This is a genomic window from Anoxybacillus eryuanensis, from assembly GCF_051200995.1.
GTDB lineage: Bacteria > Bacillota > Bacilli > Bacillales > Anoxybacillaceae > Anoxybacillus > Anoxybacillus tengchongensis.
Genome location: NZ_JBPODS010000019.1, coordinates 1 through 15,834 on the forward strand (window position 1 = coordinate 1; position 15,834 = coordinate 15,834).

At 43.5% G+C, this 15,834-nt stretch carries 16 protein-coding genes, 1 rRNA gene and 1 riboswitch; of the genes, 14 read left to right on the forward strand and 3 right to left on the reverse strand.

What is annotated here, in order from left to right:
* Positions 1–95, forward strand: a 5S ribosomal RNA gene (gene rrf / locus HNQ84_RS13555); the annotation flags it as partial.
* A 128-nt stretch (positions 96–223) separates the two neighbouring features.
* Here rrf and HNQ84_RS13560 read toward each other — a convergent pair.
* Positions 224–613 (reverse strand): Hsp20/alpha crystallin family protein, encoded by a 390-nt coding sequence (locus HNQ84_RS13560; RefSeq protein WP_055441631.1) that lies wholly within the window; start codon positions 611–613, stop codon positions 224–226.
* 149 nt (positions 614–762) lie between these two features.
* A riboswitch (purine riboswitch) is annotated at positions 763–864 on the forward strand.
* A gap of 106 nt (positions 865–970) precedes the next feature.
* Between HNQ84_RS13560 and purE the strand changes: the two genes are divergently transcribed.
* The 12 genes from purE (at position 971) to purD (ending at position 13,613) form a co-directional block, all read left to right on the forward strand.
* On the forward strand, positions 971–1,459 hold the full coding sequence (gene purE / locus HNQ84_RS13565) for a 5-(carboxyamino)imidazole ribonucleotide mutase (protein WP_032100948.1): 489 nt from the start codon (positions 971–973) through the stop codon (positions 1,457–1,459).
* Positions 1,443–2,591 (forward strand): 5-(carboxyamino)imidazole ribonucleotide synthase, encoded by a 1,149-nt coding sequence (gene purK, locus HNQ84_RS13570; RefSeq protein ID WP_435622404.1) that lies wholly within the window; start codon positions 1,443–1,445, stop codon positions 2,589–2,591. The genes purE and purK overlap by 17 nt, the downstream gene beginning before the upstream one ends.
* A complete protein-coding gene (purB, locus tag HNQ84_RS13575) occupies positions 2,588–3,883 on the forward strand; it encodes an adenylosuccinate lyase (protein ID WP_435622405.1) in 1,296 nt (431 codons plus the stop codon). Before purK ends, purB begins: the two co-directional genes overlap by 4 nt.
* A 65-nt stretch (positions 3,884–3,948) precedes the next feature.
* Complete coding sequence (gene purC, locus HNQ84_RS13580; RefSeq protein WP_435622406.1) at positions 3,949–4,671, forward strand: phosphoribosylaminoimidazolesuccinocarboxamide synthase; 723 nt, start codon at positions 3,949–3,951, stop codon at positions 4,669–4,671.
* Complete coding sequence (purS, locus tag HNQ84_RS13585; protein ID WP_032100952.1) at positions 4,659–4,913, forward strand: phosphoribosylformylglycinamidine synthase subunit PurS; 255 nt, start codon at positions 4,659–4,661, stop codon at positions 4,911–4,913. Before purC ends, purS begins: the two co-directional genes overlap by 13 nt.
* The gene (gene purQ / locus HNQ84_RS13590) at positions 4,910–5,596 is read left to right on the forward strand and encodes a phosphoribosylformylglycinamidine synthase subunit PurQ (protein ID WP_435622407.1); all 687 of its coding nucleotides are present in this window, start codon (positions 4,910–4,912) and stop codon (positions 5,594–5,596) included. Before purS ends, purQ begins: the two co-directional genes overlap by 4 nt.
* Positions 5,580–7,802: a phosphoribosylformylglycinamidine synthase subunit PurL gene (gene purL, locus HNQ84_RS13595; protein ID WP_435622408.1), complete on the forward strand. Its 2,223-nt coding sequence runs from the start codon at positions 5,580–5,582 to the stop codon at positions 7,800–7,802. The genes purQ and purL overlap by 17 nt, the downstream gene beginning before the upstream one ends.
* Positions 7,778–9,205, forward strand: coding sequence for an amidophosphoribosyltransferase (gene purF / locus HNQ84_RS13600; RefSeq protein WP_183248921.1), 1,428 nt, complete (start codon positions 7,778–7,780; stop codon positions 9,203–9,205). The genes purL and purF overlap by 25 nt, the downstream gene beginning before the upstream one ends.
* Positions 9,168–10,205: a phosphoribosylformylglycinamidine cyclo-ligase gene (purM, locus tag HNQ84_RS13605; protein WP_183248923.1), complete on the forward strand. Its 1,038-nt coding sequence runs from the start codon at positions 9,168–9,170 to the stop codon at positions 10,203–10,205. Before purF ends, purM begins: the two co-directional genes overlap by 38 nt.
* Positions 10,202–10,804: a phosphoribosylglycinamide formyltransferase gene (gene purN / locus HNQ84_RS13610; RefSeq protein WP_435622409.1), complete on the forward strand. Its 603-nt coding sequence runs from the start codon at positions 10,202–10,204 to the stop codon at positions 10,802–10,804. The genes purM and purN overlap by 4 nt, the downstream gene beginning before the upstream one ends.
* Complete coding sequence (gene purH / locus HNQ84_RS13615) at positions 10,782–12,317, forward strand: bifunctional phosphoribosylaminoimidazolecarboxamide formyltransferase/IMP cyclohydrolase (RefSeq protein WP_435622410.1); 1,536 nt, start codon at positions 10,782–10,784, stop codon at positions 12,315–12,317. The genes purN and purH overlap by 23 nt, the downstream gene beginning before the upstream one ends.
* A 15-nt stretch (positions 12,318–12,332) precedes the next feature.
* Positions 12,333–13,613 carry a phosphoribosylamine--glycine ligase gene (purD, locus tag HNQ84_RS13620; RefSeq protein WP_435622411.1) on the forward strand — a complete coding sequence of 427 codons (1,281 nt, stop codon included), beginning with the start codon at positions 12,333–12,335 and terminating at the stop codon, positions 13,611–13,613.
* Here purD and HNQ84_RS13625 read toward each other — a convergent pair.
* Both HNQ84_RS13625 and HNQ84_RS13630 read right to left on the reverse strand, forming a co-directional pair.
* The gene (locus HNQ84_RS13625) at positions 13,576–13,680 is read right to left on the reverse strand and encodes an EYxxD motif small membrane protein (RefSeq protein ID WP_342413237.1); all 105 of its coding nucleotides are present in this window, start codon (positions 13,678–13,680) and stop codon (positions 13,576–13,578) included. The two genes, purD and HNQ84_RS13625, sit on opposite strands and share 38 nt — an antisense overlap.
* A 50-nt stretch (positions 13,681–13,730) precedes the next feature.
* On the reverse strand, positions 13,731–13,994 hold the full coding sequence (locus HNQ84_RS13630) for a YgaP family membrane protein (protein ID WP_435622412.1): 264 nt from the start codon (positions 13,992–13,994) through the stop codon (positions 13,731–13,733).
* Between the two features lie 85 nt (positions 13,995–14,079).
* Here HNQ84_RS13630 and HNQ84_RS13635 point away from each other — a divergent pair, with 85 nt between their 5' ends.
* Positions 14,080–15,822, forward strand: a complete 1,743-nt coding sequence (locus tag HNQ84_RS13635) for an adenine deaminase C-terminal domain-containing protein (RefSeq protein WP_435622419.1) — start codon at positions 14,080–14,082, stop codon at positions 15,820–15,822.
* The last annotated feature ends 12 nt before the right edge of the window (positions 15,823–15,834 follow it).

Here is a 15,834-nt window from a genome sequence, read left to right on the forward strand (position 1 = left end):
TCACACCCGTTCCCATCCCGAACACGGAAGTTAAGCTCTCCAGCGCCGATGGTAGTTGGCGGGACACCGCCTGCGAGAGTAGGACGTTGCCGGGCGGACATAGCAAGTTAGAGAGCATATCGATTTTGTTCTCTAACTTTTTTTGTCCATGTATTTGCGTTTAACGCTTTTACAATCCTCTCCCCCATAGTGAAGAGCTAACCAATATCGGTTAGCTCATTTTTTATTTAATTTCTACTTTTCTCTTTATATGATCCGGAATAAGGCGATGTAACTGAATAAAAAGCAACCCATTCTCGTACACAGCTTCTACTTTCTCACCTACAGGAAAAGGAAGCTGTATCACTCGTTCAAAAGGCCCTTGTGTTATTCCTTCCTCAATTAATTCAAATCCTTCGAAGTGTAATTGAACATTTGCTTTTATTTCCAACGTATTATAGTGAACATATACTTCTGCATCATGTACATGTTCTAAACCTGGGATAGCTGCAACGATGAGTAGCTCATTTTCACGACGGTATATGTTGACTCCTGGAAAATGGGAAGAAAAAGCATTTGATGATCCCCAAAATGGGTTAGAAAAAAACGCTTCCCATTGTTTCGTCCAGTCCATTGTTTTCCCCTCTTTCTTTTTCTTTTCATTATACGATGAAAAGGTAAAATGGTGATTTTAATCAAAAACCGAACATTAATTATTTTAATTAATAAAATGTTCGATTTTGTGTTGACATGATTGAAAAATGACTGGTAAGATGAAAGTAAATGAATACATTATTAAACCCTCATATAATTTTGGGAATATGGCCCAAAAGTCTCTACCCAATAACCGTGAATTATTGGACTATGAGGGAAAGGATCCTATTGGTTTTTTTCACCCTAGGGGCGAAATATGTCCAGAACGATGCTTTCCCTTATGCTCGAGGGGCGTTGTTCTGGATTTTTTTCTGATTATAAAAAGAGGTGAATACGGATGCAGCCACTTGTCGCTGTTATTATGGGAAGTCAATCAGATTGGGAAACGATGCGTCATGCATGTGATATATTAGAAGAATTGCATATTCCGTTTGAAAAAAAAGTTGTTTCAGCTCACCGTACACCGGACTTTATGTTTACGTATGCTGAAACAGCTGAAGAGCGCGGCATTAAAGTCATTATCGCTGGAGCTGGTGGAGCCGCTCATTTGCCTGGAATGGTAGCAGCCAAAACAACATTACCTGTCATCGGTGTTCCAATTATGTCTAAGACGTTGAACGGCTTAGATTCGTTGTTATCTATTGTTCAAATGCCAGGCGGGGTGCCAGTTGCGACCGTAGCGATCGGAAAAGCAGGTGCAATCAATGCCGCGCTGCTTGCTGCTTCGATTCTTGGAACGTATGAACCAACGTATATGGAAGCGTTACGTGCACGACGTGAAGCCATTCGAAAACAAGTGATGGAAAGTAGTGATCAGCTTGACTAAAACGATTGTCCCGGGGCAAACGATTGGCATTATTGGCGGTGGGCAGTTAGGAAGAATGATGGCGATCGCTGCAAAAGAGATGGGGTTTTTTGTAGCGGTACTCGACCCGACTCCTCAATCTCCGTGCGCGCAAGTGGCCGATATTGAAATTGTTGCTTCATATAGTGATGAGGAAGCGTTACGTCAGTTAGCCGAAGTAAGTGATGTTGTGACGTATGAGTTTGAAAATATTGATGCGGAGGCGTTGAATCGATTAGTAGAGAAGGCGTATGTGCCTCAAGGAAGCGAGCTGCTTGCTATTACGCAACATCGTTGGAAAGAAAAACGGGCTATTCAGTCTGCAGGTTTGCCTGTTGCTCCTTATCGTCTGGTGCTAAAAGAAGAAGAATTAGAACGAGCGATTCGAGAGATTGGCATTCCATCTGTGTTAAAAACGTGCCGCGGGGGATATGATGGAAAAGGGCAAGTCGTCATTAGGTGCTTGGATGATATACATGTAGCTCGTCCGCTTTTAGCTTATGGTGAGTGTGTATTGGAAGCATGGGTACCGTTTGTCAAAGAGTTATCGATTATCGTTGTACGTAGTGTCTCTGGTGAAATGGCACTGTTTCCTGTCGTAGAAAACATTCATCGCGAGAACATTTTGCATGAAACAATTGCCCCAGCTCAAGTCAGTCAACTAATCATTGAACAGGCAGAAACATATGCGAAGCAGTTAGCCGAAGCGTTCCAACTAGTGGGTACGTTAGCTATTGAAATGTTTTTGACAGAAGACGGACAATTGTATATTAATGAGCTTGCCCCTAGACCGCACAACTCAGGTCATTATACAATAAACGGTTGTATCACATCACAATTTCAGCAACATATTCGTGCCATTTGTGATTGGCCGCTTGGCAGTACCGATTTATTAAAACCTACAATGATGGTCAATATTTTAGGTGAACATGTCGATGCAGTCATCCAGAATATCGCTCAATTTCGTGATGCTCATGTTCATTTTTATGGAAAAAAAGAGGCAAAGCCGAAGCGGAAAATGGGACATATCACGTGGTTAGCTGAAGATGTCGATGCGATGCAACGAAAAATAGACGAGTTAGCGATTTGGACAGATCGGAGGATGAACGTATGATTGAACGTTATACAAGACCAGAAATGGGTGCGATTTGGACGGAGGAAAACCGTTTTCGTGCTTGGCTGGAAGTCGAAATTTTAGCTTGTGAAGCTTGGGCTGAGTTAGGTGTGATCCCGAAAGAAGATGTTGTAAAAATTCGTCAAAATGCTTCATTCGATATTGCGCGTATTAAAGAAATTGAAGAAGAGACGCGTCATGATGTCGTTGCCTTTACTCGTGCGGTGTCAGAAACGTTAGGAGAAGAACGAAAATGGGTACATTATGGACTTACGTCTACCGATGTTGTTGACACAGCATTATCATACTTATTAAAACAAGCAAATGAAATTTTATTGCGCGACTTAGAAAACTTTATTGCGGTATTAAAAGAGAAAGCGATCGAACATAAATATACGGTCATGATGGGGCGAACGCACGGTGTACATGCCGAGCCGACGACATTTGGATTAAAATTGGCGCTCTGGTATGCCGAAATGGAGCGCAATTTGGAGCGGTTTAAGCAAGCAGCGGAAACGGTGCGCGTTGGTAAAATTTCAGGGGCTGTCGGTACGTATGCAAACATTGACCCGTTTGTCGAACAGTACGTATGCGAAAAACTCGGTTTGCAGCCTGCGCCTATTTCAACCCAAACGTTACAGCGTGATCGCCATGCGCACTACATGGCGACGCTCGCTTTAATTGCGACATCGATTGAAAAATTTGCGGTTGAAATTCGCGGACTGCAAAAAAGCGAAACACGTGAAGTGGAAGAGTTTTTCGCTAAAGGACAAAAAGGTTCATCAGCGATGCCACATAAACGCAACCCGATCGGTTCAGAAAATATGACAGGAATGGCGCGCGTCATTCGCGGCTATATGTTAACAGCATATGAAAATGTCCCGCTTTGGCATGAGCGCGACATTTCGCATTCGTCAGCGGAGCGCATTATTTTGCCGGATGCAACGATTGCCTTAAATTACATGCTCAATCGCTTTACGAACATCGTGAAAAACTTGACCGTATTCCCTGAAAACATGAAGAAAAACATGGATCGCACCCTTGGGCTTATTTATTCGCAACGTGTATTACTTGCGCTTATTGACACAGGCATGACCCGTGAGGAAGCGTATGATCTCGTACAGCCGAAAGCGATGGAAGCGTGGGAAAAACAAGTGCCGTTTCGTTCGTTAATTGAAGCGGACGAAATGATTACAAGCCGTTTAACAAAAGAGCAAATCGCTGATTGCTTTGATTATAACTATCATTTAAAACATGTTGATACGATTTTTTGTCGACTTGGTTTGCAGTAGGTAAGGCCAATGCCTTGCCTACATAATAAAAATTCCTAATATTCTGGATAAACGGGGGAGAGAACATGCAAAAGCAACACCTTCTATATGAAGGAAAGGCGAAGAAAGTATATGCGACAAATGAAGAGCGCGTACTATGGATTGAATATAAAGATGAAGCAACTGCATTTAACGGTGAAAAAAAAGCAACGATTGCTGGAAAAGGAAGACTAAACAATGAGATTACAAGTTTACTATTTTCTTTGCTGCATGAAGCGGGTGTGAACAATCACTTTATTCGTAAAATATCTGACAACGAACAGCTTGTGCGTCAAGTGACGATCATTCCCCTCGAAGTTGTTGTCCGCAATATTGTCGCCGGTAGTCTAGCAAAACGAATCGGGCTCAAGGAAGGAACTGCACTCGAGAAACCGATTGTAGAGTTTTACTACAAAAACGATGACTTAGGCGATCCTCTATTAACAGAAGATCATATTGCCGTGTTGCAGCTCGCCTCTTGTGATGAGCTTTTGCATATGAAACAAATGGCGCTACGCGTGAACGACATTTTCATTTCCTTATTTCGTTCATGTGACTTACAGCTTGTCGACTTCAAATTAGAGTTTGGAAGAGATGAAACGGGAGCGGTGCTGTTAGCGGATGAAATTTCCCCAGATACGTGTCGATTATGGGATGTACACACGAAAGAGAAATTTGATAAAGATGTATTTCGCCGCGATTTAGGCGACTTAACAGAAACATATACGAAACTGTTACAAAGATTAGGAGGATTATCATGTACAAAGTAAAAGTGTATGTCACATTGCGTGAAAACGTATTAGACCCACAAGGCAATGCTGTGAAAGGGGCATTGCATAGCTTAAACTATGGTGAAGTGCAAGATGTACGGATTGGAAAGTTTATGGAGTTGATCGTGGAAAAAAGCGACCGCGATATTGATACAATCGTGAAGGAAATGTGTGAAAAATTGTTAGCGAACACAGTCATTGAAGATTATCGCTATGAGATTGAGGAGGTCGTCGTTCAGTGAAATTTGCGGTCGTTGTATTTCCAGGTTCAAACTGTGATATCGACATGTATCATGCCATTTCGGATGAATTAGGAGAAGAAGTGGAATACGTTTGGCATGACGCACATTGTTTAGATGAGTTTGATGCGATTCTGTTACCGGGCGGTTTTTCATATGGTGATTATTTACGCTCTGGAGCGATTGCCCGTTTTTCTAACGTGATGAAAGCGATCAAAAAAGCAGCCAATGACGGAAAACCGATTTTAGGTGTATGTAACGGATTTCAAATTTTACTCGAAGCAGGGCTTCTTCCAGGGGCGATGCGACGCAACAATACGTTAACGTTTATTTGCCGCCCGGTAAAGCTTCGTGTTGAAAATAATGAAACGATGTTTACATCCCAATACGAACGGGGAGAAATCATTACAATTCCGATTGCGCACGGCGAAGGAAACTATTATTGTGATGAACAAACGTTACAACAGCTCATTGCCAACAACCAAATCGTTTTTCGGTACGAGGGAGAAAATCCGAACGGTAGTTTACACAACATTGCAGGCATCGTGAATGAAAAAGGAAACGTGCTCGGGATGATGCCACACCCTGAACGAGCTGTTCATGAATTGCTTGGAGGAGCTGACGGATTAAAACTATTTCAATCAATTGTGACATATTGGAGGGACGCGCATGTCGTTACTACTTGAGCCAAGTCCAGCAATAATTAAAGAGCAAAAATTGTATCGTGAAATGGGATTAACAGACGAAGAATTTGCGATGGTGGAACGTATTCTTGGGCGCTCGCCAAATTATACAGAAACGGGCATTTTCTCTGTCATGTGGTCGGAACATTGCAGCTATAAAAATTCGAAACCTGTATTAAAAAAGTTTCCGACAGAAGGAAAGCATGTGCTCCAAGGGCCAGGAGAAGGTGCAGGCATTGTAGATATCGGGGATGGATTAGCGGTAGCGTTTAAAATTGAAAGCCATAACCACCCGTCTGCGATTGAACCGTATCAAGGGGCTGCCACGGGTGTTGGGGGAATTATTCGCGATGTATTCTCAATGGGTGCGCGACCAATTGCATTATTAAACTCGCTTCGCTTTGGCGAATTAACGTCACCGCGTGTGAAATATTTATTTGAGCGCGTTGTCGCAGGCATTGCTGGATACGGAAATTGCGTCGGCATTCCGACCGTTGGCGGTGAAGTGCAATTTGATGCGGCATACGAAGGAAATCCGCTTGTAAATGCGATGTGCGTTGGGCTTATTCGCCATGAAGATATTCAAAAAGGAATCGCATCAGGCGTTGGAAATACGGTCATGTATGTCGGGGCAAAAACGGGGCGTGACGGAATTCACGGAGCGACATTTGCATCGGAGGAATTAACGGAACAATCTGAACAAAAACGTCCAGCTGTGCAAGTCGGAGATCCATTTATGGAAAAATTGCTCCTTGAAGCTTGTTTAGAGGTCATTCATTCCGATGCGCTTGTTGGGATGCAAGATATGGGAGCTGCTGGCTTAACAAGCTCGTCAGCGGAAATGGCGAGCAAAGCAGGTTCTGGGATCGAACTGAATTTAGATCTCGTGCCACAACGCGAAACAGGGATGACGCCGTATGAAATGATGTTATCCGAGTCACAAGAGCGCATGCTTCTTGTCGTCAAAAAAGGTCGTGAACAAGAAATTGCAGATGTATTTGCAAAATACGGACTTGAGGCGAAAGCGATTGGTCGTGTAACAGATGATCATATGTTGCGGTTGTATCATCGCGGAGAAGTCGTTGCTGAAATCCCGGTTGATGCGCTTGCCAAAGATGCGCCTGTTTATCATAAACCTTCGCAAGAACCAGCGTATTATCGCGAGTTTCAAACGATACAATACACACCGGCAGTTGACAATTACGAAGAAACACTACTTGCACTATTAAGTCAGCCAACGATCGCAAGTAAAGAATGGGTGTATGAGCAATACGATTATATGGTGCGAACAAATACGGTTGTTGCTCCAGGGTCTGATGCAGCTGTTTTACGCATTCGTGGCACAAATAAAGCGCTAGCGATGACAACCGATTGTAATTCTCGTTACGTATATTTAGATCCAGAAGTCGGGGGGAAAATTGCGATTGCAGAAGCAGCACGCAACATCGTTTGTTCCGGTGCTCAGCCGCTTGCTGTTACCGATTGCTTAAACTTTGGCAGTCCAGAGAAACCAGAAATTTTTTGGCAAATAGAAAAAGCGGTAGAAGGAATGAGCGAAGCGTGTCGAGTGCTAGAGACGCCTGTCATTAGCGGAAATGTATCGCTTTATAATGAAACGAACGGCGAAGCCATTTATCCGACACCGATTGTCGGCATGGTTGGCATCGTTGAACATATGAGCCATGTGACGACGCAATCGTTTAAACAACCTGGCGACTTCATTTATGTCATTGGGGAAGCAAAGCAAGAATTTGGCGGAAGTGAGTTGCAAAAATGGCTAACAGGTCGCATTTTTGGAAAGGCTCCAACGATTGATTTACATGTGGAGGCGAAACGCCAAAAACAGCTTCTCGCTGCGATTCGAGCTGGGGTTGTGGCATCAGCACACGATGTATCAGAAGGGGGCTTAGCGGTTGCACTTGCGGAATGTCTAATGAGCGCACAAGGTTTAGGGGCGCATGTGACCATTCAAGGCGATGTCGTTTCGGAACTATTTAGCGAAACGCAATCACGCTTTGTCGTTTCTGTGAAAAAGGAACATCAGCAAACGTTTGAACAGCTTGTTCAAGCAGTATGTATCGGAGAAGTGACAAACGATGGAACGCTTCATGTGGCAAATGGGGATACATGCATTCTCCATGTTCCAGTAGAAACAATGCGAAATGTATGGAAAGGAGCTATTCCATGCTTGCTGAAATCAAAGGATTAAATGAAGAGTGTGGGATTTTTGGCATTTGGGGACATGAGGAAGCAGCAACGTTGACGTATTACGGATTGCACAGTTTACAACATCGTGGACAAGAAGGTGCAGGAATTGTTGTTGGAGGCAACGGAACGTTACAATTTCATAAAGGACTTGGTTTAGTCACAGAGGTGTTTAGTCGCGGTGAACTAGAACAATTAACGGGCATGGCTGCGATCGGCCACGTCCGTTACTCTACTGCTGGTGGGGGCGGATATACGAATGTTCAACCGCTTTTGTTCCGTTCTCAAGGTGGCAGTTTAGCGCTTGCACATAACGGAAATTTAGTCAATGCTGATGAGTTACGCTTGCGTTTAGAGCAACAAGGAAGTATTTTTCAAACAACGTCTGATACAGAAGTGCTCGCTCATTTAATTAAGCGTAGCGATGAACCAATTTTAAAAGAGAGGATTAAAGAAGCGTTGACGCATTTACGTGGCGCTTTTGCCTTTTTAATTTTAACGGAAACAGAAATGTATATCGCTCTTGATCCACATGGCTTTCGCCCTTTATCGCTTGGACGTTTAGGCGAGGCGTACGTTGTGGCATCGGAAACGTGTGCGTTTGATGTCATTGGTGCCACATACGAGCGAGAAGTGGAACCGGGGGAGCTCATTATGATCAATAAGCAAGGTGTGCGCTCTGAACGTTTTGCTCCTAAGGTCGCTCGCTCCATTTGCAGTATGGAATATATTTATTTCGCTCGTCCGGATAGCAATGTGGATGGCATTAACATTCATACCGCGAGAAAAAATCTTGGGAAGCGATTAGCATTTGAAGCACCTGTTGAAGCAGATGTCGTCACTGGTGTACCGGATTCAAGTATTTCGGTAGCCATTGGTTATGCGGAAGCAACAGGTATTCCATACGAGTTAGGGTTAATTAAAAATCGGTATGTTGGACGGACGTTTATTCAACCGTCGCAATCACTTCGGGAACAAGGGGTAAAAATGAAATTGTCGCCTGTTCGAGGGGTTGTAGCAGGGAAACGAGTCGTCATGGTTGATGACTCTATTGTGCGTGGAACGACGAGCAAGCGTATTGTACGCATGCTTCGTGAGGCAGGAGCAACGGAAGTGCATGTGCGCATTAGCTCCCCACCAATTACGCATCCATGTTTTTATGGTATTGATACATCAACGAAAGAAGAGCTGATTGCAGCTAATCATACCATCGAACAAATTCGACAACTCATTGAAGCGGACTCCCTTGCATTTTTAAGCCAAGAAGGGCTTTTGCAAGCGATTGGAAGACCGAACGATTCCACAAACTGTGGGCAATGTTTAGCTTGTTTTACAGGACAATATCCGACGAAGATAGGAGGGGAGCACGTTGGCACATGCGTACAAGCAAGCTGGTGTGAATATTGAAGCTGGTTATGAAGCTGTAGAGCGGATGAAAAAACATGTCGCAAAAACAGCTCGGATGGGTGCATTTGGAAGTTTAGGTGGCTTTGGAGGAACGTTTGATCTATCTTTGCTCGGGTATAAACAACCTGTCCTTGTATCAGGAACAGACGGAGTAGGAACGAAACTGATGCTTGCGTTCGCCTTAGATCGGCACGATACAATTGGAGTAGACTGTGTAGCGATGTGTGTGAATGATATTGTCGTACAAGGAGCAGAGCCGCTTTTTTTCCTTGACTACATCGCATGCGGAAAAGCAGTACCTGAAAAAATCGAGCATATTGTAAAAGGAATTTCTGATGGTTGCATCGAGGCAGGCTGTGCGCTCATTGGAGGGGAAACAGCAGAAATGCCAGGCATGTACGGTGAAGATGAATATGATGTAGCTGGTTTTGCAGTTGGTGTGGTAGAAAAAGAAAAGCTTGTGACAGGTGAGGCGATTGTCCCTGGCGATGTGCTAATCGGTTTAGCTTCAAGTGGTTTGCATAGTAATGGATATTCGCTTGTTAGAAAAATTATAAAAGATGCTCATTTACAGTTAAATCATATATATGAACCGTTTTCTCGCTCGCTTGGCGAGGAGTTGTTAACGCCTACACGCATTTATGTCCGATCGGTACTTGAGGCATTAAAACAATTTCGTGTGAAAGGAATGGCACATATTACGGGGGGCGGTTTTATCGAAAACATTCCACGTATGTTGCCAAAGGGATTACAAGCCGAAATAGACTACGGTTCATGGCCGATTCCGCCGATTTTTAACTTTTTACAACAACATGGACAACTACAACGAATGGAAATGTTCAATATTTTTAATATGGGAATCGGTTTTGTGCTAGCTATCGATAGCGATGTTGTGCCAGACGTTGTGCAGTTGCTTGAATCGTGCGGAGAGAAAGTATATATCATCGGTCGGATCAAAGAGGGAGCAGGTGTATCGTTTGCTGGGGGAAAAATCGAATGAAGCGAATAGCTATTTTTGCGTCGGGAAGCGGAACGAATTTTCAAGCGATTATCGATGCGGTAAAAAAAGGAGATATTCAAGCAGAAGTAGCGCTTCTCGTATGTGATCGACCGCATGCCAAAGTGATTGAACGAGCCATTCGTGAATACGTGCCGGTATTTGTTTTTAACCCTAAACAGTACGAAACAAAACAACAGTTTGAACGTGAGATTTTACAACAACTACAACAAAAAGAAATTGACTGGATCGTTCTTGCGGGCTATATGCGCCTCATCGGTTCGACGCTTTTACAGGCATATCCGAACAAAATCATAAACATTCACCCTTCTCTTTTGCCGGCGTTTCCGGGTAAAGATGCAATTGGTCAAGCATACCGTTATGGCGTGAAAGTGACGGGGGTCACCGTGCATTACGTTGATGAAGGAATGGATACCGGACCAATTATTGCGCAACGGGCACTATATATTGATGATGGAGAGCCGTTAGAAAGTGTTGAGCGTCGTATTCATGAGATTGAACATACATTGTATTCACAAGTCATTCAACAATTGCTGACGGAGAAAGGAAGTACAAAGGATGAAAAAGCGAGCGATTATTAGCGTGTCAAATAAAAAAGGAATTGTTACATTCGCCAAGCAACTAGCTGAGCTTGGAGTGGAAATCATTTCAACAGGTGGAACGAAGCGTGTATTAGCAGAACACGGAATCCCTGTGACAAGCATTTCTGATGTCACAAACTTCCCAGAAATTTTAGATGGACGGGTGAAAACATTACATCCAAACATTCATGGCGGGCTGTTAGCTGTTCGAGATGACGAAACACATCAACAGCAACTGAAAGCACATGACATTACACCGATCGATTTTGTTGTGGTGAATTTATATCCATTTCAAGAAACGATTGCAAAGCCGAACGTGACTTTGATGGAAGCTATTGAACAGATCGATATTGGTGGTCCGACAATGCTTAGAGCGGCAGCGAAAAATCACACTTACGTCACAGCTGTTGTTGATCCTGCTGATTATGATGTAGTCATTGAACAGTTAAAACAATATGGCGAAGTATTGTTCGAGACGAGACGAGCGTTAGCAGCTAAAGTGTTCCGTCATACCGCAGCGTACGATGCAATGATTGCGCAATATTTGACAAATGTCATCGGAGAAACATATCCAGAAACGATGACAATGACGTTTGTGAAAAAACAATCGTTGCGATACGGCGAAAATCCACATCAAACGGCAGCATTTTACGAAAGACCACTCAGCTCACCGTTTTCTATTGCGGCAGCGAAGCAGCTACACGGAAAAGAGTTGTCATACAACAACATTAACGATGCCAACGCAGCGTTGCAAATTGTTGCGGAATTTACTGAACCAGCAGCGGTAGCAGTGAAGCATATGAATCCGTGTGGAGTCGGCGTTGGCGAAACGATTGCAGAAGCGTTTCAAAAAGCTTATGAAGCCGACCCAACGTCCATTTTTGGCGGCATCGTGGCGCTTAATCGCGAGGTTGACGAACAGACAGCTGCGAAATTACATGACATTTTTTTAGAAATTGTTATCGCTCCGTCGTTCACAGAACAAGCACTTGCGATTTTAACGAAAAAGAAAAATATTCGTCTATTAACTGTTGATTTTCAATCAGAACGGAAACAAGAACCATTTTTCGTATCGGTGCGCGGTGGATTACTTGTTCAAGATGAAGATATATACACGATTGATGATGCGAACATTCAAGTTGTGACTGAAAGACAGCCGACAGAAGAAGAATGGGCGAATTTAACGTTCGCTTGGCGTGTTGTGAAGCATGTGAAATCAAATGCGATTGTGTTAGCGAAAGATGGGATGACAATTGGTGTTGGCGCTGGTCAAATGAATCGTGTGGGAGCGGCAAAAATTGCAATTGAGCAAGCAGGCGAGAATGCTAACGGCGCAGTATTAGCATCCGACGCCTTTTTCCCGATGAGCGATACAGTGGAGGTGGCTGCCCAAGCGGGAGTCACAGCTATTATTCAACCGGGCGGTTCGATTCGCGATGAAGATTCGATTCAAAAAGCAAATGAATACGGTATTGCGATGGTATTTACAGGAGTACGTCATTTTAAACATTAAAGGAGGCGCCGAACGATGAAAGTGCTTATTATCGGGCGCGGTGGTCGAGAACATGCGCTTGTATGGAAAGTAGCCCAAAGCTCGCTTGTCACTCGCGTATATGTCGCGCCAGGAAACGACGGAATGGCTTCGATTGCTACGCGTGTTCCGATTTCAGAAACGGATGTCGAAGCGCTAGCTCAGTGGGCGAAAAAAGAAGCGATCGATTTAACGATCGTTGGTCCGGAAGCCCCACTGTTAGCAGGTATTGTCGATCGTTTTGAAAGGGAAGGATTGCGTATTTTTGGCCCGAAACAACAAGCGGCATTCATTGAAGGAAGCAAAGCGTTTGCGAAAAAAATCATGAGAAAATACAACATTCCAACAGCGAACTATGCGACATTTACAAATTATGATGACGCTGTACGTTATGTACGAGAGCAAGGTGCACCAATCGTTATTAAAGCCGATGGACTTGCGGCTGGAAAAGGTGTCACGGTGGCCATGACAGTGGAAGAGGCGCTTGGCGCGTTACATGACTTGATGGTTGCGAAAAAGTTTGATGAAGCAGGTGCTCAAGTTGTCATTGAGCAATATTTACAAGGCGAAGAATTTTCCTTGATGGCGTTTGTGCACGGGGAGTGCGTATATCCGATGGTTATCGCCCAAGATCATAAGCGAGCATTTGATGGCGATCAAGGTCCGAACACGGGAGGAATGGGGGCGTATTCCCCTGTTCCGCAAATTAGTGAGCAAACGGTTTATGAAGCGGTTGAAACAATTGTGAAGCCGACAGCAATGGCTTTGAAGCAAGAAGGATGTTCATTTACAGGATTTTTATATGCAGGATTAATTGCTACAGAAGAAGGACCAAAAGTGATTGAATTTAATGCGCGATTTGGCGATCCTGAAGCACAAGTCATTTTACCACGGCTACAAAACGATCTTGTTGAAGTGATTGTTTCGTTATTAGAGGGTCAACCGATTACATTACATTGGAGTGACGAAACAACGATTGGGGTTGTTTTAGCGGCGAAAGGGTACCCTGAACAATATGAAAAAGGCAGTGTTATTCGCGGGCTAGAACGTATAACGAAAGCACAAATTTTCCACGCCGGTACAAAGCTTGTAAATGATGAGTGGGTAACGGATGGAGGACGAGTGCTCCTCGTTGTTGCTAATGGAAAGACATTAGAAGAAGCACAACGTCTTGTGTATGAACAAATTCAGTATATTTCATGCGATCAACTGTTTTATCGGCACGATATTGGCCATAAAGCTATCGCGCACGCCGCTTGCGAACGTATACAAAACTAAGAGCGACGAGACTGCCAATGAGAAGAATGAGAACGAAGAACGTATCTGTTATATATTCTGCAATCATATTTGCTCTCTCCTTTTTTACCCCCTTGTACGCATACAAGGGGGTTATTGTTACGAAGGGTTGACCGGTTCAATAGGAATCGCTTTCTCTTGTTCACGATTTTTTTCACAATGGCACTGATATCGTTCAAACAACGCCATAACAGGGCAAAAGCGAACAATACCTTCTGCAATTTTCATCGCAGCGAGCATAATGACCCATATATACGATTCGCGCCACGGTTTACGGGAAAGATTGGCTGTTGCCCAAGCAAGCATAGTAAATCCGCATGTAATGCGAATCATCGCGTTAATCATACCGATGTTTTGTTTCATGTTATTCCTCCTTTTTGTTTGTGAATTTCGCTTTCATCCGTTAAAATGTGTATATACGATGGTACGATTTAGGAGGAAAGCGATGATGATTGAAAAACGGTATCGATGGAAAAGCGAACAAATTCGTAAGCACGTTGCGATTGTTGATGGCAAACAAGCGCCAACGAAAGTGCTGCTGAATGCCACATACTTACATCCATACATACGTCAATGGGTGAAAGGGAACGTATGGATTTGCGATGACCGAATTGTATACGTCGGTCCGAATAAACCGAAGCGATTGGATTCATGCGAAGTCGTTGATTGCACGAATCAGATGCTTGTTTCTGGTTACATCGAGCCTCATGCTCATCCGTTTCAGTTATATAATCCCCAGACGTTAGCGGAATATGCAGCTCAATTTGGAACAACGACACTCATTAACGATAATTTATTTCTTTTTTTACAGTTGACAAAAAAGAAAGCGTTTTCTTTTTTGGTAGCTATGGAAAAACAACCTGTCACGATGTATTGGTGGTGCCGACTTGATCCACAAACAGAAATGGACGGAGAAGAACACCTTTTTTCATATAAAAACATGAAAGGTTGGCTTGAAAATGATGCGGTTTTGCAGGTCGGAGAACTAACAGGATGGCCAAAACTGTTAGAAGGGGATGATTTCATTCTTCATTGGATGCAAGAAGCGAAAAAGCTCGGTAAAAAAGTGGAAGGTCATTTTCCGGGAGCTTCAGATCGCACGTTAACGAAAATGAAACTGTTTGGCGCGGATGCTGACCATGAAGCGATGACTGGCAGCGATGTACATAAGCGCTTGATGCAAGGGTATACCGTATCATTGCGCCATTCGTCCATCCGACCAGATTTGCCGACATTGCTTAAAGAGATGAAACAATGCGGGATTCATCATTACGATCATTGCATGTTTACGACAGATGGCTCAACGCCGGCTTTTTATGAGGACGGAATGATCGATGAGATGATTCGTATCGCCTTGCAAGAAGGAGTGCCTGAAATCGAAGCATATAGCATGGCCACATGGAACGTCGCTCGTTATTATAATATCGATCATTTGCACGGAAGCATTACACCAGGGCGTATTGCACACATTAATATTCTTGAACATGCTTCCAATCCGACACCGATCTCTGTTTTAGCAAGCGGACAATGGGTAAAACGTGATGGCGTTCCTGTTCATGCTTTCTCAACGATGGAATGGGACGTACATGGTCTTGCACCGCTTTCTTTGTCTTGGGATTTACAGATGGATGATTTGCAGTTTTCGATGCCATTAGGCATGTATATGGAAAACTCGGTCATTATTAAGCCATATTCGATTTCCATTGATACATCATCGGATGAGTTATCTGTCGATCACGACGAAAGCTTTTTAATGCTTATTGATCGTAATGGAAAATGGCGTGTAAACACCGTATTAAAAGGATTTGCTACACATGTGCAAGCACTTGTTAGCTCGTATTCGAATACGGGAGACATTATTTTGATCGGGAAAAGTAAGCGTGATCTATTGCTTGCCTTTAAACGGATGAAACAAATTGGAGGCGGTATCGTTTTATGTGAGCAAGGGGAAGTCATTCATGAAATTCCTCTTCCGCTAGGTGGATTAATGTCAGCGAAACCAATGAGAGAGCTGATGCAAGAGGAAAAAGCGCTTGGGAAATTGTTGCGGGAGCGCGGTTATACGTTTGCTGATCCGATTTACACACTGCTCTTTTTATCGTCGACCCATCTACCTTATGTTCGCATTACACCGAAAGGAATTTACGATGTGATGCATAAAACAGTACTCTTTCCAACAATAATGCGTTAAAATATAAAAGGA